18 protein-coding genes are annotated in these 22,503 nt (G+C 65.9%); 11 read left to right on the top strand and 7 right to left on the bottom strand.

Annotation, left to right across the window (positions count from 1 at the left end; genetic code table 11):
* Window positions 1-184: 184 nt before the first annotated feature.
* Both ACQR0U_RS09550 and ACQR0U_RS09545 read left to right on the top strand, forming a co-directional pair.
* Window positions 185-1,894, top strand: a complete 1,710-nt coding sequence (locus tag ACQR0U_RS09550; protein WP_434872128.1) for a sulfatase-like hydrolase/transferase — start codon at window positions 185-187, stop codon at window positions 1,892-1,894.
* A gap of 126 nt (window positions 1,895-2,020) precedes the next feature.
* On the top strand, window positions 2,021-2,416 hold the full coding sequence (locus ACQR0U_RS09545) for a rhodanese-like domain-containing protein (protein ID WP_315713332.1): 396 nt from the start codon (window positions 2,021-2,023) through the stop codon (window positions 2,414-2,416).
* Between the two features lie 86 nt (window positions 2,417-2,502).
* On the opposite strand, the gene ACQR0U_RS09540 is transcribed toward ACQR0U_RS09545, so the two are convergent.
* The gene (locus tag ACQR0U_RS09540; RefSeq protein ID WP_315769082.1) at window positions 2,503-3,381 is read right to left on the bottom strand and encodes a LysR family transcriptional regulator; all 879 of its coding nucleotides are present in this window, start codon (window positions 3,379-3,381) and stop codon (window positions 2,503-2,505) included.
* Between the two features lie 80 nt (window positions 3,382-3,461).
* Here ACQR0U_RS09540 and ACQR0U_RS09535 point away from each other — a divergent pair, with 80 nt between their 5' ends.
* Both ACQR0U_RS09535 and ACQR0U_RS09530 read left to right on the top strand, forming a co-directional pair.
* On the top strand, window positions 3,462-4,172 hold the full coding sequence (locus ACQR0U_RS09535) for a CTP synthase C-terminal region-related (seleno)protein (protein ID WP_315825233.1): 711 nt from the start codon (window positions 3,462-3,464) through the stop codon (window positions 4,170-4,172).
* A gap of 158 nt (window positions 4,173-4,330) precedes the next feature.
* Complete coding sequence (locus ACQR0U_RS09530) at window positions 4,331-4,528, top strand: transposase (RefSeq protein WP_409999195.1); 198 nt, start codon at window positions 4,331-4,333, stop codon at window positions 4,526-4,528.
* Window positions 4,529-4,661: 133 nt separating this feature from the next.
* Here the strand turns inward: ACQR0U_RS09530 and ACQR0U_RS09525 are convergent, their stop codons facing one another.
* Together ACQR0U_RS09525 and ACQR0U_RS09520 are read right to left on the bottom strand one after the other, a co-directional pair.
* The gene (locus tag ACQR0U_RS09525; protein ID WP_434843119.1) at window positions 4,662-6,218 is read right to left on the bottom strand and encodes a glycine betaine ABC transporter substrate-binding protein; all 1,557 of its coding nucleotides are present in this window, start codon (window positions 6,216-6,218) and stop codon (window positions 4,662-4,664) included.
* Window positions 6,215-7,009 carry an ATP-binding cassette domain-containing protein gene (locus tag ACQR0U_RS09520; RefSeq protein ID WP_434843236.1) on the bottom strand — a complete coding sequence of 265 codons (795 nt, stop codon included), beginning with the start codon at window positions 7,007-7,009 and terminating at the stop codon, window positions 6,215-6,217. The genes ACQR0U_RS09525 and ACQR0U_RS09520 overlap by 4 nt, the downstream gene beginning before the upstream one ends.
* A gap of 153 nt (window positions 7,010-7,162) precedes the next feature.
* Between ACQR0U_RS09520 and ACQR0U_RS09515 the strand changes: the two genes are divergently transcribed.
* The 5 genes from ACQR0U_RS09515 (at window position 7,163) to ACQR0U_RS09495 (ending at window position 11,771) form a co-directional block, all read left to right on the top strand.
* Window positions 7,163-7,969 carry an ABC transporter ATP-binding protein gene (locus ACQR0U_RS09515; RefSeq protein ID WP_409997663.1) on the top strand — a complete coding sequence of 269 codons (807 nt, stop codon included), beginning with the start codon at window positions 7,163-7,165 and terminating at the stop codon, window positions 7,967-7,969.
* Window positions 7,970-8,111: 142 nt separating this feature from the next.
* Window positions 8,112-8,897, top strand: coding sequence for an ABC transporter permease (locus ACQR0U_RS09510; RefSeq protein WP_434843118.1), 786 nt, complete (start codon window positions 8,112-8,114; stop codon window positions 8,895-8,897).
* Between the two features lie 223 nt (window positions 8,898-9,120).
* The gene (locus ACQR0U_RS09505) at window positions 9,121-10,134 is read left to right on the top strand and encodes an ABC transporter substrate-binding protein (protein ID WP_315769076.1); all 1,014 of its coding nucleotides are present in this window, start codon (window positions 9,121-9,123) and stop codon (window positions 10,132-10,134) included.
* 3 nt (window positions 10,135-10,137) lie between these two features.
* Entirely contained in the window at window positions 10,138-10,854 is a 717-nt protein-coding gene (locus ACQR0U_RS09500) for an NUDIX hydrolase (RefSeq protein WP_315713325.1), read from the top strand.
* Window positions 10,851-11,771, top strand: coding sequence for a polyphosphate kinase 2 family protein (locus ACQR0U_RS09495; RefSeq protein WP_316201761.1), 921 nt, complete (start codon window positions 10,851-10,853; stop codon window positions 11,769-11,771). Before ACQR0U_RS09500 ends, ACQR0U_RS09495 begins: the two co-directional genes overlap by 4 nt.
* A 252-nt stretch (window positions 11,772-12,023) precedes the next feature.
* Here ACQR0U_RS09495 and ACQR0U_RS09490 read toward each other — a convergent pair whose 3' ends face one another.
* Together ACQR0U_RS09490 and ACQR0U_RS09485 are read right to left on the bottom strand one after the other, a co-directional pair.
* Window positions 12,024-14,789, bottom strand: a complete 2,766-nt coding sequence (locus ACQR0U_RS09490; protein ID WP_315713321.1) for an EAL domain-containing protein — start codon at window positions 14,787-14,789, stop codon at window positions 12,024-12,026.
* A 149-nt stretch (window positions 14,790-14,938) separates the two neighbouring features.
* A complete protein-coding gene (locus ACQR0U_RS09485) occupies window positions 14,939-16,198 on the bottom strand; it encodes a FecR family protein (RefSeq protein WP_316165999.1) in 1,260 nt (419 codons plus the stop codon).
* Window positions 16,199-16,325: 127 nt separating this feature from the next.
* On the opposite strand from ACQR0U_RS09485, the gene ACQR0U_RS09480 reads away from it, so the two are divergent.
* Complete coding sequence (locus ACQR0U_RS09480) at window positions 16,326-18,122, top strand: ShlB/FhaC/HecB family hemolysin secretion/activation protein (protein ID WP_434872127.1); 1,797 nt, start codon at window positions 16,326-16,328, stop codon at window positions 18,120-18,122.
* A 15-nt stretch (window positions 18,123-18,137) separates the two neighbouring features.
* Here ACQR0U_RS09480 and ACQR0U_RS09475 read toward each other — a convergent pair whose 3' ends face one another.
* Complete coding sequence (locus ACQR0U_RS09475) at window positions 18,138-19,385, bottom strand: multidrug effflux MFS transporter (RefSeq protein ID WP_316174216.1); 1,248 nt, start codon at window positions 19,383-19,385, stop codon at window positions 18,138-18,140.
* Between the two features lie 205 nt (window positions 19,386-19,590).
* Between ACQR0U_RS09475 and ACQR0U_RS09470 the strand changes: the two genes are divergently transcribed.
* Entirely contained in the window at window positions 19,591-19,932 is a 342-nt protein-coding gene (locus ACQR0U_RS09470) for a hypothetical protein (RefSeq protein ID WP_434843113.1), read from the top strand.
* A gap of 120 nt (window positions 19,933-20,052) precedes the next feature.
* Here ACQR0U_RS09470 and ACQR0U_RS09465 read toward each other — a convergent pair whose 3' ends face one another.
* Window positions 20,053-22,362: a tetratricopeptide repeat protein gene (locus ACQR0U_RS09465; RefSeq protein WP_434872126.1), complete on the bottom strand. Its 2,310-nt coding sequence runs from the start codon at window positions 22,360-22,362 to the stop codon at window positions 20,053-20,055.
* Window positions 22,363-22,503 lie beyond the last annotated feature (141 nt).

Below are 22,503 nucleotides of genomic sequence, written 5' to 3'. Positions count from 1 at the left end.
CGAGGATCGGTACGCGAGGACGGCAGTGATGCCACCTCTCGTCGCGGCGCGAGACGACACGCCGCCCTCCGTGCAAATCCGGGCTGTTGTGATTTGTGACGATTTCATTACGGTCGGATGACAGGATAGCCTTCCTTGATCTGTCGGCATACGCCGGCGAAGGGCGCCTGCTTTCGATCGCCTGATGTCACTGACCCCGAACGACCAACCGATCACCACGCTCGCCGCGGCGAGCGCAACGCGCTCCGCGGCGGTCCGGCTGTCCGCCGTCGCCGCGCCGCATGTCGCGGCGCTGGCCCTGATGCTGCACACCGAGACCGATTTCGGCTCGCGGCTCGGCTTCGTGCTGGCCTGGGGCATCCTGAACGGCTTCTGGCTGGTGCTGCTGCGGCGGCCTGCGGTGTCCGGCGCGTTGGCGCTGACCATGGTCGTGGTGCTGGTGCTGCTGTCGCAGCTCAAGCACGCCGTGGTCCAGATGACGGCGAACTTCGTCGACGTGATGCTGATCGACCACGACAGCGCGGCGTTCCTGTTCACGATCTTCCCGAACCTGAAGCTGTCGGTGCTGGTGGCGGCCGCCGTCGTGCTGCCGCTGATGGGGCTGCTGTGGTGGGCCGACCCGTTCCGGGTCGCGCGGCTGCCGGCGCTGGCCGGCAAGCTCGCCTGCCTTGCTGCGCTCACGTTGTATTCGCTCAACTGGCGCGACGAGACCTGGCGTGGCTATTATGACGACGGCTATCTGTCGAAATTCGCCCGCTCCGGCGTCACGGCGGTGTCGGACTTCCTCGCCAACGGCTTCATGGAATCCGACGCCACCGCTGATCGAAGTCTGGCTGCCTTTGTCCCGGATTCCTGTCATCCGGCCGCGCGCCGGCCGAACATCGTGCTGATCCACGACGAATCCAGCTTCGACATCCGCTCGGCGCCAGGCATCAAGGTACCAGCGGGCTATGGCAGCCATTTCAAGTCGTTCGACGGCAAGGCGCGGCAGTTCATGGCCGAGAGCAATGGTGGGCCGAGCTGGTTCACCGAGTACAACGTGCTCGCCGGCCTGTCGTCGCGCTCGTTCGGCCGCTTCGCCTATTTCGTGACGCGGATCGCGTCCGGCCGGGTCGAGCGCGGCCTGCCGCTGGCGCTGCGCAATTGCGGCTACGACACGGTGTCGCTCTATCCCGCGCAGGGCGCCTTCATGAGCGCGCGCAGCTTCCAGACCACGGTCGGCGTCGACCGCTTCCTCGACGCGCGCGATCTCGGCGCCAAGGGCGTCGAGCCCGACGGCTTCTTCTACGATGCCGCGCTCGATCTGATGCAGCACCGGCCGCGCGGAAAGCCGCTGTTCATGTTCGTCTATCTCGCCGCCAACCATTTCCCGTGGGAGACGACGTTCCCGCCCGACCTGACGCCGTCCTGGCGCGCGCCCGGCAACGTGCCTTCGATCGATGAGTATCTGCGCCGCCAGGCGATGAGCGCGACGGACTATCAGCGCTTCCTCGCCAGCCTGAAGAAGCGCTTCGGCGACCAGCCGTTCCTGATCGTGCGCTACGGCGATCACCAGCCGGAGTTCTCGCCGCACATTCTCGATCCCAAGCTCGACGAGGCCGGCATCGGCGAGAAGCTCGAAAGCTATGATCCGCGCTATTATCAGACCTATTACGCCGTCGATGCCGTCAATTTCGAGCCGCGCCAGAGCGCGGTCGTGATGGACCGGATCGACGCCGCCTATCTGCCGCTGGTCACCTTGGAGGCGGCCGGCATTCCGCTCGATCCGTCCTTCGCCGAGCAGAAGGACATCATGCTCCGCTGCAAGGGCGTGTTCTACGCCTGCGGCGACGGCGCCGAGGCGCGCCGCTTCAACCGCATGCTGATCGATGCCGAGCTGATCCGGGGGCTCTAGACTCTCACCGCCCGCGACGGGTCGGTGGCTTCACGGGATTGCGATCGATCCGTCATTCCATGGGAGGATTGTCGGAACGGCCGCGTTGGGCTACCCCGTGCGCTCCGTGTAAGCGAGAGGTTCGACATGTCCACATCCGTCAAAGAACTGATGGCCGCCGCCAACGCGGTGGTCCCCAAGATCACGCCGGCCGAGGCGCAGGCGATGATCGGCAAGGGCAACACGCTCGTCCTCGACGTGCGCGATGCGCCGGAGGTCGAGAAGAGCGGCAAGATCGAAGGCGCGCACCACGTCTCGCGCGGCATGCTCGAATTTCGCGCCGATCCGGACTCGCCCTATCACGACAAGAATTTCAGCAAAGACAAGAGCGTCATTCTGTACTGCGCCTCCGGCGGCCGTGCCGCGCTGGCGGGCAAGGCGCTGAAAGACCTCGGCTACGACAAGGTGTTCAACGTGGGCGGCTTCAAGGACTGGGCCGACAATGGCGGCGCGGTGGAGAAGCCGATCGAACCGGGGATGTAAGCGTAAACTGCTCACTAGGGTCAGGACCCATTTAACCGACAGAACGCTCGGGCGAGCGGCTCAATCCCACAGGGAGATGGCCGGCTTCAACCTTTCGTATTCGAAAGCATGGCCTTCAATCTCTCTGCCGCCGGCACTTTGGGAGCGCCACTTCTCGTGATCGCAAAGACTTGACGCCTACGACGCGGTTTAATGGAAATCTGTGCAATGGCCCTGCTATCGGCGGGAATGGCGAGCTGTGGCATGATGGTTATGCCGATATCTTGGCTGACCATGTTTACGAGCGCTTCGGCATCTCGCACCCGCAGCACAATCGGCGGATTGATCTTAGCTTGATCGAATATTTGACGAATGGCGGGCTCGCAGCCGGACGCGGACATCAAAAATGGCTCGTCGGCCGCATCTGTCAGGCTAATTTGCCCCCGGCTGGCAAGACGATGGTCTGATGCGACGACGACAACAAATTCATCCTCCATGATGACGATGGGCTGCACCGCCGGCGTCGTCTCTCCCGTCAGGCCGAGATCAATGATGTCTTTCTCAACCCATTCGCAAACTTCCGCATCGGTCCCCTCGATCAGACTGACCGTGATGCGTGGGTACATCCTTTTGAACTCCGCGAGTCGAGCCGGCAGAAGCCGCGCTGCAACGCTCGATACACTGCCGATGCGTATATGCCCCGCGAGCAATCCATTGACCGCGCTGCAGGTTTGTCGAATGCGTTCGACGGCTTGAAGTGCAGCCCGGGCGTCGGCGAGCACTGCCCGACCAAGTTCGGTGATTCTGATTCCGTCACGATGCCTTATAAGCAGCTGCCCGCCCAATACCGCCTCTAAATGTTTGATGCTTTGGCTGACCCCTGATTGGGTGAGGCCGATCTCTGTGGCTGCAGCCGAGAAGGTGCCGCAATCCACGACGCTGCTGAGCACCCGAAGGTGAGCGAGAGATATATTAGTAATTGTCATATGCAGCTGCTGTCGAAGTAATTTTACATATACATGACCGGCATGCTCTTACAAGGCGGAACTACAGCCGGAGAGCGATCATGTCCGACGCCATAGCGATTGCGCTTGTTGGCGAATTCACCCCTTCCTTCCTGCCTCACACCGCAACCAACGATGCGATTGAGCATGCTCGGCTGACGCTGGAGGGACGAATTACGGCGGAATGGATCTCAACCGTCCAGCTGGAGGCCGGGGCAGCCGAACAGCTTCGGCGTTTTGATGCGATCTGGATTGTTCCCGGGAGCCCATACAAGAGCCTTCTCGGAGCCATCAATGCAATTCGTTACGCGCGCGAGAGCGGCGTTCCGCTCTTGGGGACTTGCGGGGGCTGCCAGCACGTTGTGATCGAATACAGTCGCAATGTCATGGGCTTCGAAGACGCCGCGCACGCCGAATATGATCCCTACGCCTCCAACCTCTTCATCACACCATTATCGTGCTCGCTCGTGGGGCAGACGATGGAAGTCAAAATCGAGCCGGGCAGCCTCGCAGATGCGATCTACGGGGGGAAGAATCCACGCGAGCAGTACTACTGCAATTTCGGACTGAACCCGGAGCATCAGCAGAAGCTACATGACGCAGGATTGAGAATCATTGGCACGGACGCATCCGGCGAAGCGAGGATTCTGACTATCCCTGCGCATCGCTTCTTCATTGCTACTCTCTATGTACCTCAGCTGACTTCGAGCGTCACCCAGCCTCACCCGGTGATCCTGGAGTTTATGAGGGCTGCGATGGAATCTAACCGATGAGGTGCGGTTCTCGCGATGTCGGCAATCCGTTCGACGCAATATCGTAAGGTGCGGCTCTGGTCTCTCCTCGCTTGCCAGAGGCTGAGACTCTGATCGCCGACAAGGGGCTATGACAGCGATGCCTTCCGAGCGGCTCTCGCTAAGCGAGGAATAGAGCCTTGCATTCCGCCGCGGGCTGGGCGCAGGTCGCCCTAACATATTGCAAATCCCTGTATCGGCAGCGTCACAAGGTCGAGAATATGTTCGCCGGACTTAAGGACTGGCGACGTCTCTCCATGCGTTACGACCGCTGCGCTCACACATTCTTCAGCGCCATCTGTATCGCGGCAACTGTTATCTTCTGGCTCGATCAATGAGTCCTGACCCTAGTGCGTGTGGAGGTTGCGCCAACCACCACCGTCGTTGCGAGCGAGCCGAAGCAATCCAGAGTCCTCGTGACGCCCTGGATTGCTTCGCTGCGCTCACAATGACGCGGCGAGACTGTGGGGCCTACTTCGACATCTTGCTCCACAGCCAGCGCGCCACCGCCGGCGGCGAGGACTCCGCGTCACTGCCGGAGGCGCGCAGATTGGCCTGCTGCATGGTCGCGATGTCGATGCGGCCGAGCAGCGGTCGTAACGCATCCTGCAACGCGCGGTCCTCGGCACGCTTCGGCGACAGCAGCAGGATCGCGTCGTAAGGCGGGATCGCCTGCTTGGGATCGTCGAGCACGACGAGATCGTATTTCGCGATCAGGCCGTCGCTGGTGTAGCCGGCGATGACGTCGACCTCGCCGGAGGCGGCCGCGGCATACATGAAGTCGGGCTGCATCTGGCGCTGGGCGCGGAAGGCGAGGCCATAGGCGTCGCGCAGGGCCGCCCATTCCGGGCGCGAGAAGAACTCGTAGTCGCCGGCGATCGACATGTCGCTGGCGTGGCGCGCGAGGTCGGCGATCGAGCGGATGCCGAGCGCCTCGGCCGTCTTGCGCGGCATCACCAGCGCGTAGGCGTTCTCGAAGCCGAGCTCGCCGAGCAGGGTGACCTTGTCCTTGGCGAGATCCTGCTTCAGCGCATCGAGCAGCGCGGCGCGCGGCAACTGCTCCTTGTGGTGGAACTGGTTGGTCCACAGCGTGCCGGAGTATTCGACGTAGGCGTCGATGTCGCCGTTCTTCAGTGCCTCATAGATCACGCTGGAGCCAAGCCCGGCGCGTGTCGTCGCCGAGAGACCGGCTGCCTGCAGCCGCTCGCTGATCAAGGCCGACAGCACATATTGCTCGGTAAACGTCTTGGCGCCGATCACGTAGCGTGCCGAGCCGCCGGCCAGCGAGGGCAGGAGACTCGCGCCGACCATGAGCGCGATGGTTGCGGTGCCAAGCCCGACACGGGCACGGCTGCGCCTGCGCAGGCCATCCTCGATCAGCGCCAGCAACTGATCGATGGCAAGCGCCAGCACGGCGGCGGCAATGCAGCCGAACACGACCAGCACCCAGTTCTGGGTCTGCAAACCTGCAAAGATGTAGTTGCCGAGCGAGGTCTGGCCGATCGGTGTCGACAAGGTCGCGGTGCCGATCACCCACACCGCAGCGGTGCGGATGCCAGCCATGATCACCGGCAGCGCCAGCGGCAGCTCCACCATCGTCAGCGCCTGGCGCTCGGTCATCCCGACGCCTTTGGCGGCCTCGATCAGGCTTGCGTCGACGCCGTTCAGCCCGGTGATGGTGTTGCGCAGCACCGGCAGCATCGAATACAGCGCCAGCGCCAGCATGGCCGGCAGGAAGCCGAAGGCCGAGAACGAGAGCCCGAACCAGCGCAAGGTGAGTGCCGTCAGCGCCAGGAGCAGCGGATAGAACAGCGCCAGCAGCGCCAGTCCCGGCACCGTCTGCACCACGCTGGCGACGCCGAGCAGCAGATTGCGCAGGGCAGGGCGATTGCGCGCGAGCAGCGCCAGCGGAAAGCTCACGGCAAGGCCGAGCGCCAGCGCGGCGAGGCTCACGCGCAGGTGGCTGCCGAGATAATCCGTGAGATGCGACAGCGCCTCGGTGAAGCGTGGATCGGACAGTGCGCTCATACTGTGCCGCTTTCGGGCAGCAGCGCGGCCAGCCGCGCCGCCTGTCGGCGCGGCGTCGTCATCAGCTCCGTCACGTAGGGTTCACGGCTGGCCGCGAGCTCGGCCGGCGTGCCGATCTCGATCAGGCGTCCGCCGTGCATCACCGCGATGCGGTCGGCGAGCAGCAGCGCCTCGGTGATGTCGTGCGTGATCATGATCGTGGTCAGCGCGAACTGCTCATGCAGGGCGCGGTAGTCGCTGCCGAGCGCATCACGCGTCAGCGGATCGAGCGCGCCGAACGGTTCGTCCATCAGCACGATCTTCGGCCGCGCCGCGAGCGCGCGGGCGACGCCGACGCGCTGGCGCTGGCCGCCCGACAGCTCGTGCGGCAGCCGGTCGCGATGCGCCTTGCGGTCGAGCCGCACGAGGTCGAGCAGCTCGTCGACACGGGCGGCGATCTCGTTCGCGGGCGTACCCAGCAGCCTGGGGGTGATGCCGATATTGGCGGCAACCATCATGTGCGGAAACAGCGCCCCGTTCTGGAACACGGTGCCAACCCGGCGACGCAGGCTGACAGGATCGAGGCCGGCGATATCCTCACCAGCAATCCGGATCGCGCCGCCGTCCAGCTCGATCAGGCGGTTGGTCAGCCGCAACAGTGTGGTCTTGCCCGAGCCGGAGCCGCCCACGATCGCCAGGAACTCACCCTCGGCGATCTCCAGCGAGACGCCGTCGACCGCGGTCACGGCGCCTGCCGGGCCGGGGAAACTCTTGCGGACGTTGGTGTAGACGATGAACGGCGTGCGCGGCATGCGGCCTTGCGGAATGTTGGCCTTAATGTTGGCCTTAAGGTTGGCCTTGGGCTCAGTCAGACGACCTAGCACGTCCGGCCGCCGCGTTGAACTTCGCCGCGCAAGCGGCTAAGCCGTCCCGGCCATTCTCGGGGGAGGAACTTGGACGTGACGATGCCCACCGCCGCCGCGGTCGCGCTGGAGCGAACGACGGTGGCATTCCGTCTCGCCGGCGGACGCACCTACACCGCCGTCGAGACGGCGGATCTCAGCGTCGCCGATGGCGAGTTCGTCGCCATCGTCGGGCCGACCGGTTGCGGCAAATCCACCCTTCTCAACGTGGCGGCGGGACTGCTGAAGCCGGCCGCCGGCCATGTGCGCATCTTCGGCCAGCCTCTGGCCGGCCTCAATCGCGACGCCGGCTACCTGTTCCAGGCCGACGCGCTGTTCCCATGGAAGACCGCGCTGGAGAACGTCGCGATCGGGCTCGAGGTCGCGGGCACGCCGTCGAAGGATGCAGCCGCCAAGGCGCAGCAATGGCTGACCTCGGTCGGCCTCGGCGCATTCGGCAACCGCTATCCGCACATGCTGTCGGGCGGCCAGCGCAAGCGCGTGGGCCTCGCCCAGGTGCTGATCCGCAATCCGCGCATCATCCTGATGGACGAGCCGTTCGGGCCACTGGACGCGCAGACGCGGCAGATCATGGGCAATCTGCTGCTCGATCTCTGGAATGCCGACCGCAAGGCGGTGCTGTTCGTGACCCACGATCTCGAGGAGGCGATCGCGCTCGCCGACCGCGTCGTCATCATGTCGGCCGGCCCGGCCTCGCGCATCATCGGCGACTGGCGCGTGACCCTGCCGCGTCCGCGCGACATCTTCGAGGTGCGCATGAAGCACGAGTTCCACGAGCTGCACCGCGAGATCTGGCAGACGCTGAAGGCGGAGGTCGAGAAGACCTACAAGCAGGCGGAGGCGGTGTGATGGGAGCAGTGACTCGTTCGATCATGAGAGCCTCGCTGTTTCCACTTGGACAGTGCACTCCCTCCTCCACAAGGGGGGAGGGAGCGGAGCGGCGTGCGCGGCTCGCGCTTTGTCTCTGTCACCACGGGCGCGGAGTAGCGTAATGTCGCGTCTCGGTCTGCTCGCGCTGCAATTGCTGGTCGCGGTCGTCGCGATTGCGCTGTGGCAACTGCTCGCCAGCGTGCCCGTGTTCGGGCGCATCTGGCTTCCGCCGTTCTTCTTCTCGAACCCGGTCGACGTGTTCGCGCAGGTGATCAAATGGTTCGCCACCGGGGCCATCTGGAAGCATCTCGCGATCACCTTGTGGGAGTCGATCCTGGCGTTCGCGATCGGCTCGCTCGGCGGCGTGCTGGTCGGCTTCTGGTTCGCGCGCAAGCCGCTGGTCGCCGCCGTGTTCGATCCCTACGTCAAGATGGCCAATGCGCTGCCGCGCGTGGTGCTGGCGCCGATCTTCACGCTGTGGCTGGGGCTCGGCATCTGGTCCAAGGTCGCGCTCGGCGTGACCTTGGTGTTCTTCATCGTGTTCTTCAACGTCTATCAGGGCGTGAAGGAGGTCTCGACCGTGGTGCGCGACAACGCCCGCATGCTCGGCATGAGCGAGCGGCAACTGATGCGCCACGTCTATTGGCCGTCGGCGCTGTCGTGGATGTTCTCGTCGCTGCACACGTCGGTCGGCTTCGCCGTCGTCGGCGCTGTCGTCGGCGAATATCTCGGCTCCGCGGCCGGCCTCGGCTATCTGATCCAGCAGGCCGAAGGCATCTTCGACGTCGCCGGCGTCTTCGCCGGCATGTTCGTGCTGTCGGCATTCGTCATCCTGATCGACATCTGCGTCACGCTTGTGGAGCGGCGGCTGCTGGTGTGGCGCCCGGATGCGGCGGATGGACGGTGATGGGCGCGGTGTCGCCACACCCACCGCTGTCGTCCCCGCGAATGCGGGGACCCATAACCACAGGACGTCGTTTGTGGCACGCGCGATGACCAGTCTTCTCCAACCGCGACATCACGCGGTATGGGTCCCGGCGTTCGCCGGGACGACAGCGGCAATTCGGGGCGGCCTTCTCATTCACAGCACACACGCCTAATCTGATCGACAACATGAACGGAGGAAACGCATGAACAAGATCATCGGCCGGGTCACCGGCGCGCTGCTGGCGCTGACGTTGAGCACTGGTCTCGCCAGCGCTGCCACCAAGGTCACGATCGCAATCGGGGGCGGCGCCTGCCTGTGCTATCTGCCGACCGTGCTGGCCAAGCAGCTCGGCGAATACGAGAAGGCCGGGCTCGAGGTCGAGCTGGTCGACCTCAAGGGCGGCTCGGATGCGCTGAAGGCCGTGCTCGGCGGCAGCGCCGACGTCGTCTCCGGCTATTTCGATCACTGCGTCAATCTCGCGGCCAAGAAGCAGGAGATGCAGTCCTTCGTCGTCTACGACCGCTATCCCGGTCTCGTGCTGGTGGTGGCGCCGTCGCACAACAAGGAGATCAGCTCGGTCAAGGATCTCGCCGGCAAGAAGGTCGGCGTCAGCGCGCCGGGCTCCTCGACCGACTTCTTCCTGAAGTACATGCTGAAGAAGAACGGTCTCGATCCGTCGGGCACCGCGGTGATCGGCGTCGGTCTCGGCGCCACCGCGGTGGCCGCGATGGAGCAGGGCCAGATCGATGCGGCCGTCATGCTCGATCCCTCGGTCACCGTGCTGCAGGGCAAGCATCCGGACCTCAAGATCCTCAGCGATACCCGCACCCAGCACGACACGCTGGAGGTGTTCGGCGGCGAGTATCCCGGCGGCGCGCTGTATTCGACCGCGGCCTGGATCGCCGGCCATGACAAGGAGACGCAGGCGCTGACCAACGCCATCGTGGCGACGCTGGGCTGGATCCATTCGCACACGCCGGAGGAAATCATGGCGAAGATGCCGGAGGAACTCGTCGGCAAGGACAAGGCGCTGTATCTCGCGGCGCTCAAGAACACCATCCCGATGTACTCGCAGACCGGCAAGATGGATCCGAAGGGCGCCGACGCTGTGCTCGCCGTGTTCAGCACCGGCTCGCCCGATGTCGCCAAGGCCAATGTCGACGTCAGCAAGACCTTCACCAACAAGTTCGTTGAGCAGGCGAAGGGGGCGAAATAGCGGATGACGGACGTCGTCATCCACCGCGTCACCACGCTCGACCTCAAGGTCGAGCCGTGGGACTGGCCGTTCGCGAAACAGCGCCGCGACGACATCGCGGCGCATTTCGCCGAATGCCAGCGCGCCAGGCCGGGGCTGTGGAACGGCCGCGTGCTGCTCGGGCGCAACCCGCGCTTCGCGGATAGCCGGTTCACCGCGAGCTATTTCGAGACCGATTTCGCCAGCCTGCTGGCGTGGCGCGACTGGGGCTTTCCGGATCGCACCGCCTTCAACGGCTTCGGCATGGGCGCGCTGCGTGCCGCCGACGGCGCCTTCGTGCTCGGCGAGATGGGCGCGCATACCGCCAATGCCGGCCGGCTGTATTTTCCCGCCGGCACGCCGGACCTCGCCGACGTCAGCGACGGCGTGCTCGATCTCGCCGCCAACGTCGCGCGCGAGGTCGAGGAGGAGACGGGACTCGCGCCATCGGACTATCAGGCCGCGGCGCATTGGGACTGTGTCGTGACCGGCGCGTCGATCGCGCTGATGCGCGTGCTCGACGCCTCTGACATGGGCGAGGCTCTGCAGCGCCGCATCGAGGCCAACCTCGCGGCTCAGGACGAGCCGGAACTCTGCTCGATACGGCTGGTTCGAAGCCGGAATGATCTGACTGCGGCGATGCCGCGCTTCGTGACCGCCTTCCTCGAAACGCAATTCAGCCCAGGAGAGCCGTCCTCATGAGCAAGAAACCGCGCACGCTGGCCGATGAGCTCGATGGTTTCATCTCGCCGTTCCAGATCGATGGCGGGCACAAGTTTCACCTCAAATCGCACAAGACAAAGGTCAAGGGCGGCCTCGCCAAGGAGGAGGGCGAGGCGATCATCGAGCAGAATCGGACGCGGCTCGCCGATTTTCAGGAAAGGCTCTATGCACAGGACCGCTGGTCAGTGCTGGTGCTGCTGCAGGGCATGGACGCCTCCGGCAAGGACAGCGCGATCAAGAGCATCTTCGAGGGCGTCAATCCGCAGGGCTGCGAGGTCACCTCGTTCAAGCAGCCGACCTCCAAGGAGCTGGACCACGACTTCATGTGGCGCAGCGCCATCGCGCTCCCCGAGCGTGGCCGCATCGGCATCTTCAACCGTTCCTACTACGAGGAATGCCTGGTCACGCGGGTGCATCCGGAGATCCTCAAGGCCGAGAAGCTGCCGCCGAGGCTGGTCACCAAGAACATCTGGCGCGAGCGCTTCGAGGACATCTGCGCCTTCGAGCGTTACTTGTCGCGCAACGGCACCGTGATCCTGAAGTTCTTCCTCAACATCTCCAAGGAGGAGCAGCGCGCGCGCTTCCTCGACCGGCTGGAGGAGCCGGCGAAGAACTGGAAGTTCTCGATGGGCGACATCACCGAGCGCGCGAAGTGGCATCGCTACCAGGCGGTCTATCAGGACATCGTGCGCCACACCTCGACGCCCTACGCGCCGTGGCACGTCGTTCCGGCCGACCACAAATGGTTCGCCCGTGTCGTCATCGGCTCGACCATCGTCGCCGCGCTGGAAAGCCTGGATCTGCACTTCCCGCGCGTCGATGCCGGCTCGCGCGAGGAGTTCAAGGCGGTGCGCAAGGCGCTCGAGAGCGAAGCCAAGGGCGGGAAGAAAGGGTGAGGGCGTAAGGCGCGGGCTGAGGCGAGAAGCCGAGGTGCACCTGCACTCTCTCGTCATTCCGGGGCGCGCGCAGCGCGAGCCCGGAATCCATAACCCCGATCGCCTGCGAGGGAGCAAGGTCCGTGCAACAGCGCGCCGTTGTCACCAACGACCGCCTGTGGCGATGGATTCCGGGCTCGCGCTGCGCGCGCCCCGGAATGACGGCGGAGAGAGCGGTTGACCTGCGTTAGCTTCGAGCGTGAGACCTGAGCCTCACGCCGCGCCGGCTTGGCGCATCTCGTCGTCCACCGCGAGGAATCGCTGCGTGAAATCCGCCGCCGGCATCGGCTTGCCGAAGTGATAGCCTTGGCCCTGCTCGCAGCCGAGCCGCAGCAGGAACTCGGCCGTCGCCGCGTTCTCGATGCCCTCGGCTATCACGGACAGCCCGAGCTGCTTGCTCAGGCTGACCGTCGAGCCGACGATGGCCGCGTCGTCGGCCTGGGTCAGCACGTCGCGCACGAAGGAGCGGTCGATCTTCAGGCCGTCGAGCGGGAATTTCTTCAGGTAGCTCAGGCTCGCATAGCCGGTGCCGAAATCGTCGAACACCAGGCTGACGCCGAGCGCCTGCAGCCGGTTGAACGTCTGCAGCACGCCGGGTTCGTCGTGCAGCAGGATGTCCTCGGTGACTTCGAGCTCGAGCAGGCGCGGCGACAGGCCGGTCGACGTGAGCAGCTTGCTGACGAAGGCCGCGAGGTCGCCGGACTGGAACTGGGACGGCGAGAGGTTGACGCCGACGCGGATGTCGTGGCCGGCGAGCTGCCACTCCCGCGCCTGCCGGCAGGCGGTCGCCATGACCCAGGTCGCGACCGCCTCGGACAGATGCGAGGTGTTGACGACCGGAATGAAATCACCGGGAGGCACGAGGCCGCGCGTCGGGTGGCGCCAGCGGATCAGCGCCTCGGCGCCGATCACACGGCCGCTCAACAGCTCCACTTGCGGCTGGTAGAACAGCTCGAATTCGTTCCGCTCGACGGCGAGCGCAAGCTCGGCCTCCAGCGTCAATCTCTGCTCGAGCTCGTGGCGGATGGCGCTCTCGAACAGCACGTGGCTGCCCCGCCGGTCCATCTTGGCGCGACAGAGGGCAAGGTGGGCATTGCTGAGCAGCTCGTCTGCCGAGTGCCCGCCCTCGGGATGCACCGCGATGCCGAGGGTGACCTTGACGCGCTGTTGGCGCGTGCCCGCGTCCAGCGGCGCCTCGAACAAATGCGACAGATGATCGGCGAGCTCGGCCACGGTGCCGCCGACGGCCGAGCAGGGAATGGCGACGGCGAACTCGTCGCCGCTGAGCCGGGCGACGCGGCCCATGCCGCCGATCTCGGTGCGGAGCCGGTCGGCCGCCGCGCGCAAGACACTGTCGCCGTAGGCATGGCCAAGCGTGTCGTTGATGCGCTGGAAGGCATCGAGCCCGATCACCAGCAGCGCGACCTGGTCGGCCGCGGCATCCGCGGTCTCGATCATGGCGGCGAGCTCGCTCTGCAGCGTGTTGCGGTTGACCAGGCCGGTCAGCGTGTCGTGCTCGGCGAGGTAACGAATGCGCTCCGCCTTGCGCTTGCGCACCGAGACGTCGCGCAGGATCACGCCATATTGCAGGCCGTCGGCGCCCTGCCAGGCGGAGAAGCTCGCCTCGACCGGAAACACCTCGCCGTCCTTGCGGCGGCCGTCGAACTCGATCGTGGCTCCGCCGGGCAGCAACGTCGCCGGCAGCGCCGCCTCCTGCTGCGGAAACAGGTCATGCGTATCGCTGCCGTCGGCGCGCAGGCGCGCGAAGGGCTGGCCGATGATCTCGTCGGCACCGTAGCCGAAGATCGCGACAGCTCCCGGATTCCACACCGTGATGCGCCGGTCGCGGTCGGTACAGACCAGCCCGTCGCCGATCGACATCGCGATTCGCTCGAAACGGCTCTCGGCGACGTGCCGCAGCAGGCCGCGGAAGTCGATCTCGTCGAGGGCCGTGGCAGCGAGATAGGCGACCAGCGCGATCTGCAGCAGCGAGGTGTCGAGCACCAGGGCGTAGCGGTCGTGCAGCAGCAGCGCCACGGCCTCGATCAGGACGCTGATCATGGCGATCAGCAGTGCGCGCCGCGCCGCCGAGAGGTGCCGCCAGCTCGCCAGCATGATGATGACGATCAGCAGCAGGCCGCCTACGGCGGCCGTCGTCGACGTCGACAGCAGGGTGCGGTGCTGAATGATGGACTCGGCCGCCAGCGCCTGCAGCATGACGCCGGGCAGAACGCGGCCGTTCGGCACGCTGTAGTAGTCACCGAGCTCGATGGCGGTCGCGCCGACGATCACCCGCTTGTCCTTGAGCCTGGACAGCGCCGCCGCGTCGCCGCGGACGACATCGACATACGACACCCGCGGCAGCGACGACAGATCGATGCCGTAGTCGACCAGGAAAGAGCTGTCCTTGACAGCATCGCTGCCGGCGAGGAACGCACCCATGGATTGCAGGAAGGTTTTCGCGCCGGCGGTCTCGCTATATTCGCCGAAAGCGTAGCTTCTGACGCGGCCATCGCGCGCCACTTCGATGTTCACGAAGGCCGACCATGCGAGCTGCTCGAACTGCGGCAGCGGCCGGTTGAGGTGAATGGCGGTGTCCTTCCCCGCCGCATCGAGCTGCCTGAAGGTCGGCAGCACGACCGAGCTCTTGGCATTCTGGAGCGCGGTCAGGAAGGCCTGATCGCCGGCCGCGTCGGACGGCGTGCTGAAATCCACGTCGAAGGCGACGTCGCGGACGCCGGCCCGCTGCAACTGCTCCAGCAGGCGCGCATGCTGGGTCCGCGGCCACGGCCAGACGCCGATGGCTTCGATCGAGCGCGGGTCGATCGCGACCACCGCGATCTCGCCGCTGGCGGGGCGATTGTCGAGGCGTAAGCGCAGGTCGACGAGGGCGTTGCTCAACAACTCGTGGCCGCCCGACAGGCCGACCGTCAGCAGCGCAACGACCACCAGAATATGCGGCATGAACCGCCTGAGCATGCCCTCTCCCGAATGTCTGCGTGCCACGTCGACGCCCGCGTTCGTGATCCCAACTTCATCCCGCTCCGACCGCAGAGCCATGGAACCCTGCAAGCCCGCGCTCCCCCATGACGACGCATGACGCAGGCGTTACGCTCGATCGGGACTCCCTAATTCTTGCTGTGGCCGTAAGCGTGGGCGTTGCCGTTGCCATGATTGCCATTGTCATGGTCGCCGCTGTTGCCGTTACCGTTGCCGCTATTTCCGTTACCGCGGTTACCGTTACCGCTGTTACCGTTGCCGCTGTTGCCCTGGCCGTTGTTGCCGTTGCCATTGCCGCCATTGTTGCCGCCGCGGCTGCCACCGTTGGCGTTGCCGTTGCCGGCGTCGCCATTTCCGGCGGCATTGGCGCTGGCGGATCCGCTTGGCGAACCGACCGCCGCGGTGACGGCGGCTGCGATCGAGGAATCTCCCGACGTGCCGCTTGCGGTGGCCGAGTTGCCCGTCGCATTGCCGCTGTTGCCGCGCGCTTCATTCCAGGCGGTGCTTCGCCCTCCACCGGCGGCCGGCGTGTGGGCGCCGTGGGCGAGGCCGCGTGTCGCCTTCTGGATGTTCAGGTTGACCTCGCCGATCGATGACGAGATCCGCACCACGCCGGGCTTCGCGCTGCCGAAGGCGGCCGCAGAATGCTGCTGAGCGGCGACCGTTGTACCGGGGCGCGCGGCCGAGCCGTCGGCGTTCAGCGCGTGGATCACGCTGCCCTTGGCCTCGCGCGGCGCCTGCAGGCCGTCGCGCGGCACCGGAACACGATCGATCGTGGAGGCGCGCGGGCGGCCCTGCTCGATCGGGCTGAAGGTGCCGGCGCCGGACAGGCTCAGGCCGGCGCGGCCGGTCGCAAAGGCGGTGGCGGCCTGACCGGGCATCACCTGGGCGATCTGGCCGGTCTTGAAATCCGACACCTGCACCTGGCCGCGGCTGACCTCGACCTTGGTGCTGCGGCCTGAGATCGTGACGCTGAACTGCGTGCCCTTGACCACGGCGGCGAGATAGGGCGTCTCGACCTCGAAATGCTGGACGTTGCGTTTCTCGACGTCGAGCAGGATCGAGCCGGCGCGCTGCAGGATGGTCGTCGCCATGCCGTCCTTGGGCGCGGCGGGCAGGCCGACCTCGGAGTTCGGCGCGATCACGATCGTCTCGGCGCCGCGGGTCAGGCGGACGCGGCCGGTCGGCCCGGTGCGGATCGTATCGCCTGGCTTCAGCGGGTCCTCGCGACCGAGCGAGACCTGCGCTGCGCCCTGGGTGGTGACCCAGACCTCACCGGACGATTTGCTCACCAGCCACGGCTCACCGTCGGCCGCGAATGCGGCCGGCATCGCACCGAAAAGGCACGCGGCGATCAGTCCCGGTATCAGGAAGCGCTTGGATGACATGGCACGAACTCGCATCGTTGGCGGCTTTTGAAACTAATCGAAATGTTTCAAGAGACCCTTAGGAGTTGCAGCCGTGTTTTCCTCACGCATTTACGCTTCGTTGACCTTAACAAACTAAAAACGAGGCATGCGCGCTGGTTGTGTCGACGGAACTGGGAGGACTGCGGGTTGGCGCGACTTCGCGGCCGTACCGCACGGCTCGCGACGGCTGCACGGAACCGCGATCGCCGCCGGCATTTCCCTGTCGGCGTTGCTGTTTGCAGCGACGGCCCATGCGCAGCAGGTCGGCCAGCCGAGCTTCGATCCGCGGCAGACCGAGCGATATTTCGACGAGCAGCAGTCGCGGTCGACGCAGCCGCCGCCGCGGCCGCGTGCGCCGCAATTCGCGCCCCAGGGCGGCGGCGATCGCAAGCCCTTGTTCACCATGCGCGGCGTCACGCTGACGGGAGCGTCCGCGCTGCCCGCCGAGCAGCTCGCCGCGAGCTATCAGCCCTATCTCGGCAAGCCGGTGTCGCAGGCCGACCTCGCGGCGATCACGACCGCGATCAGCGATCAGTACCGCGCCGCCGGCTACCATCTCAGCCGTGCGATCATACCGCCGCAGGACATCCATGATGGCCGGGTGCGCATCCAGATCATCGAAGGCAGCATCACCGAGGTGACCTTGAAGGGCGCCGGCGCGGAAGAGTTCGGCATCAGGCCGATGCTCGGCCCCGTGCTGGCCGAGCAGCCGTCCCGGCTCGCGACATTGGAGCGGCAGTTGCTGCTGATCAACGGCCGCGGCGGCGTCCGTCTGGTCGATTCCGCACTGGAGGAGATCGGCGGCACCACCGGCCGGTTCCGCCTGGTGATCGAGCTGCAGACCTGGCACCTCTACGGCTTCGCCGGCGTCGACAATCTCGGCTCGTCGACCGTCGGTCCCTGGCAGAACTACGCCACGGCCGCCTTCAATTCCTATCTGCTGCCGGGCGACACGCTCACCGCCAACCTGTCGACGACGCCGGGAGATCCGCGCCAGCTCGCGTTCGGCCGGCTGTCCTATGAGGTGCCGGTCGGCACCGACGGCGCCTATGTCGGCGCCTCCGCGCTGTACAGCGAGGTCCGGCCGGGCGACCGGAGACGGCTGTTCAACGACAACACGGTGACCGAGACGCTCGAGCTGCGCGGCGGCCTCGTGCCGATCCAGTCGCAGCGCGCCTCGCTGAAGCTGAATCTCGCGGCCGCCTTCAGCGACGTGACCGAGCGCGACCTGTTCGGCATCTGGTATCGCGATCGCATCCGGACGCTGACCTTCACCGCCGACTACCGCTGGAAGGATGATGTCGGCGGCGACAGCTACCTGACGCTGGCCTACCGGCAGGGCCTGAACGCGTTCGGGGCGACGCCGCTCGACGATCCCCTCGCGTCGCGCGCCGGCGCCTCGCCGAGCTTCTCGGTCTTCAACGGCTGGTTCGCGCGCTATCAGACCTTGTCCGAGGCGTGGTCGCTGAAGCTCGCCGCCGCCGGCCAGCTCGCCTCGGGTCCGCTGTACAATTCGCAGCAGTTCTATCTCGGCGGCCTCGCCTATGGCCGCGGCTATGGCAGCGCCGAGATCAGCGGCGACAATGGCGTCGCCGGCACGTTCGAGGTCCGCTTCGAGCAGAAACCGAACTGGCAGTATCTCACAAGCTATCAGCTCTACGGCTTCTTCGATGCCGGGCTCGCCTGGAACGACGGCTTCCGGCCGGCCGACGGCGTCGCGCTGACCTCGGCGGGCGCCGGGGTGCGCTTTACCTTCCCGAACGACTGGCGCGCCGATCTCGGCGTCGCCGCGCCGCTCAGCTACCGCGCGCCGGGCAACACGACCCGCAGCGCGCGTCTGCTGCTGACGCTGTCGAGCGTGCTGAAGCTGTGCCCGCAGCGCGGGCAGGGGCCGTGCATTTGAGGCCCTCGGCGGCGGTCAGACCGGCTTGCCTTGGCCGTGGAACAGCCGGCCCTTCTCGGTGATCAGTACGATGACGAGCGCGCTCGACGTGCAGGCCAGGAAGCCCGCGGCGAACGGCAATGCCGTGCCGTCGAACGCCTGGCCGACGACGGCGCCGGCGGCCATGCCGAGCAGGGTCGTGATCGAGCCGTAGAGCGAAGATGCGGTGCCGGCATTGGCGCGCTGCGGCTCCATCGCCAGCGCGGTGAAGTTCGCGAACATCAGGCCGAACGAGAACATCATGCCGGCCGACAGCAGCATGAACAGCCACAGCGGCAGCGTGCCGAGGATCGCCGCGCTGAAGCAGGCCAGCGCGATGACGACGCTGCCGACCAGCGCGCCGTGCGAGATCATGCGCATGCCGAGCCGCCCGACGAGGCGGGCGTTGAGGAAGCCGGCCACCGCGATGGTCACCGCGATCGCCGCGAAGGCGAGCGGGAAGTAGTGGCCGAGATGATAGACGCCGGTGAACAGTTGCTGCGAGGACAGGACATAGCCGAGCACGGCGCCGAAGATGCCGCTCGCCGCGAGCGCATAGCCCAGCGTCTGGCGATTGGTGAGGGTGTTGCGGAAGGCCCCGACGATCTCTTTGACCGAGAACGGCTTGCGCTCGCTCTCCGGCAGCGTCTCGGGCAGCCGTGCGGCGGTCCACAGCAGCGTGACGATGCCGTACAAGGTCAGCACGACGAAGATGCCGCGCCACTGCGTCAGCAGCATCACCGCCTGGCCGAACGACGGCGCGATCACGGGAATGGCGATGAACACCATCATCGCCAGCGAGACGACGCTCGCCATGCGGCGGCCGGCATAGCAGTCGCGCACGATCGAGGTCGCGATCACCCGCGTCGCCGCGGTGCCGAGACCTTCCAGCGCGCGCGCCAGCAGCAGCATCTCGAAGGACGGCGCGGCGATCGCGAACAGGCTGGCGACCGCATACAGCACCATGCCGCCGATCAGCACCGGGCGCCGGCCGAAGCTGTCGGACAGCGGGCCGATCACGAACTGGCCGAGACCGAAGCCGATGACGAACGCCGTCAGCACCGTCTGCAGCCGGTTGGCGACGTCGATATGGAACGAGGCGCCGATGTTCGGCAGCGCCGGCAGCATCATGTCCATCGCCAGCGGATTGAGCGCCATGATCGCCGCGACCACGATGACGAATTCGGTGAAGCCCATCGGCCGGTGACGGACGATCTCGATGGTGTCGGCACTGGTATCAGCCAAGGCGCGGGCCTTCCATGGTGTTGAGAATGCGGGAGAGATCACCGATAAGTATCGGGTTTGCTGCGCCGCACAAGGCGTGTTTCGGAATGGCTGGTCACCGGCGCCGGCGCTTTCGCGATTGTGACCGGTTGTGACCCGCTGAAAATTGCGCCAGCGGCGACGCGATGGTAACGGCCGTGTGATCGACGTCCGGATCCAGGCCAGCATGAAGACCTACAAGATCGTCGTCTATGTCCCTGAAGCGGCGGGCGACGCCGTGCGCCGCGCGATGGGCGAGGCCGGCGCCGGCCGCATCGGCAATTACGACCACTGTTCGTTTACCGCGAAGGGCGTGGGCCGGTTTCGTCCGCTGGCAGGCGCCAACCCGGCCGTCGGCGCGGTCGGCCAGCTCGAGACGATCGAGGAGGAGCGCATCGAGACCGTCTGCGTCGAGGACCGGCTGAAGGCCGTGCTACAGGCGATCCGCGCTGCGCATCCCTATGAGGAGCCGGCGATCGATGTCTACCCGATCGAGGTGGTTGCGTTGCGATCCGCCGACAGTGCTTGATCGCATTGAGGAACCGTTCGACTTTGTTGTGTCCCTGGTCATTTCAGCGTCGATTTCGCGCTCGCTCCATTTGAGGTTCTCGGGCGCCCTTTGTGAGCTTAAGCAGGAGAGCCTGCTATCTTAGTTTGGCTTGTCAATCTGCCGCCTGATCTCGCCGATGAACGCCGCCAGATTCCGGTCCTCCGGCGTCATGATTGCGAGCCTTTCGGCGTAGCCCAGCGCCGCCTTTGCATCGCCTGTCGCGCGGCTGAGCGAAACCAGTGCGGACAGCACGTCCCTATCGCTGGGATGGCTTTCCAGAGCTTCCTTTAGGACCGTCATTGCTTCGTCGGCTCGCCCGCCGGAATGCAGCGCCACCGCGTAGACATAGATATAGCGTGCGCGACCCGGTTCGAGTTCGGTTGCTCTGCGCAACTCGGCGAGCGCCTCGTCGTGCCGCTTCAGCCGGGTCAAGGTCAGGCCGAGTGCGTGATGCGCGGCCGCGTCGGTAGGTGATGCCGCAATTGCTCCGCGCAGAACGGTTTCTCCGTCGCCGTCGCGGCCAATTTGGCGATAGAGGTCGGCCAGATTGATGGCGGCCGCCGCATAGTGCGGGCTGAGTCTGAGGGCTGCCTTGTACTCGGTCTCTGCGTCCCCGATCTGTCCGCGCAAGGCCAGGAAGTTTGCCAGTGCGGTGCGGGCCTCGGGCCGTTCGGCATTGGCGCGCTGCGCCGTGATGAATTCGTGTGCCGCCTGATCGAAGCGTGCGCGATCGGGCAGCGGCTGGCTTGCGGTCGGAACGGAAGCGAGCAGGGAGGCGACCCTGATCCGCACGCCACGCACCGGATCGGTGAGCAGCGGCGAAACCAGCGGCCAGATCTGGCCGGCGGGCACGTTTTCCAGCATGTCCAGCGCGCCGATCCGCACCATGGGATCGGGATCGGCCAGGGCTGCCCGTGCGGCCGCAATGCTCGCCGGAGCGATGCGCGAGGCGAGTTCGCCGAGCGCGCTCGCACGCGCCACGGCCGGCGCGTTCCTGTCCGCGGCCAGAAGGCCAAGCAGCGCGGCGGCGTCGGCCTGGTCGCTGCGTGCTGCGCGGAACGCGGGCCCATAGGTCTGGAAGCCCTTTCGGTCGGGCCCGAACCATTGCTCGATCGCGGCGGCGGCCCATTGCGCCGGCTTGTCGCTGTGGCAGTCGTTGCAGGCGTTCGGGGTCCCCAGCTCGACCGAAAGATCAGGGCGCGGAACGCGGAAGGCGTGATCGTGACGCAGGTCGATCTGCATATAGGTGCGCGCCGGCATGTGGCACGACATGCAGGTCGGCGCCGGATCGGCGCCCGCGTGATGGCGATGCTTCGCATCGGCGTATTTTTCGGACGCATGGCATTGCAGGCAAACGCCTTCGCCGGAGGCTCGGAGCTTTGCGCCATGCGGCTCGTGACAATCGCTGCAGGTCACGCCGGCGGCAAACATCTTGCTCTGCTTGAACGGCGTATAGTTGTAGGGCTCCTCCACATCGCGGATCTGGCCATCGGCATGATAAGTGGTCCGCGCGAGCGCCTCGACAATGTGGGTCTGGGACAGCGATTGACCGGGTGCCCAGTCCTCGCTGAAGCCGGCACGGCGCGCGTGGCATAGCCCGCACGTCTCGATCTCCTTTCGCAACGCGGCCGGCGCGGCTGAACGCGTCGCATTTCCGCTCCGCGGATCGATCGGCCAGGTGACGCCGCGCCGTTCGTCGAAACGGACCAGCAATCCCTTGCTCGGATCCTCGTGCTTGCCGAACGGCCACCAGCGTTGCTTGTCACGAGCCCAGGCGGCGTGGGCGGAGCCCTGACCGTGACAGGTCTCGCAACCGACGCTGATTTCGGCCCATGTCGTCGCGAAGCGATCCGTCGCGGCGTCGTAATGCTTGCGCACGCCGGTCGAGTGGCATTCCGCGCACATGAAGTTCCAGTTCTGGTTCAGCTTGGTCCAGTGCAGGACGTCGTCATGCTTGATCTCTTCCTCGGGATGGAGATGGAACCAGCGCTGGCCGCCTTTGTCCTTGGGCCGGCCGTCCCATGCGATCGGCAGCGCCTGGATGCGCCCATCTGGAAACTCGACGAGATATTGTTGCAGCGGATCGACACCGAACGTGTACTTCACCTCAAACACGGCAAGCTTGCCGTCGGGCCCGTCGGTTTCGACCATGAATTTTCCGCCATCGCGGAAGAGGCGGGAATGCACACCGAAGTAGTCGAAGCTCTTGTTGAAATCGCCGAGCACCGTCTTGTCGGTCGCGTGCGCCATCGCGGCCTTGTGCTGCGAAATATCCCATAATTTGGCTTCCGCCTGATGGCAGCCGGCGCAGCTTTCGCTGCCCACATAGGTGGCGACGAATGAGGCCTGCGCCGTGGAGGCCGGTCCGTCGGCCTTGAGGAGATGAAAAACCATGCCGACCACCAGCACGAGCGCGATCGTGACCGCTACTGCTATCCAGATCGCGCGCCTGGAGAAGGCCGTTTCGCCGGAAGCAAGCCGATCCGCCGGCGCAGCCGGTGATGGGGCCGCGGCGGATCCCTTCCGCGGTCCCTTCGTGCCGGCTTTTGG

This window comes from Bradyrhizobium sp. HKCCYLRH3097, from assembly GCF_051167875.1.
Classification (GTDB): Bacteria; Pseudomonadota; Alphaproteobacteria; order Rhizobiales; family Xanthobacteraceae; genus Bradyrhizobium.
The sequence above is the reverse complement of the archived record's forward strand: the minus strand, read 5'-3'. Positions and strand labels throughout refer to the sequence as shown.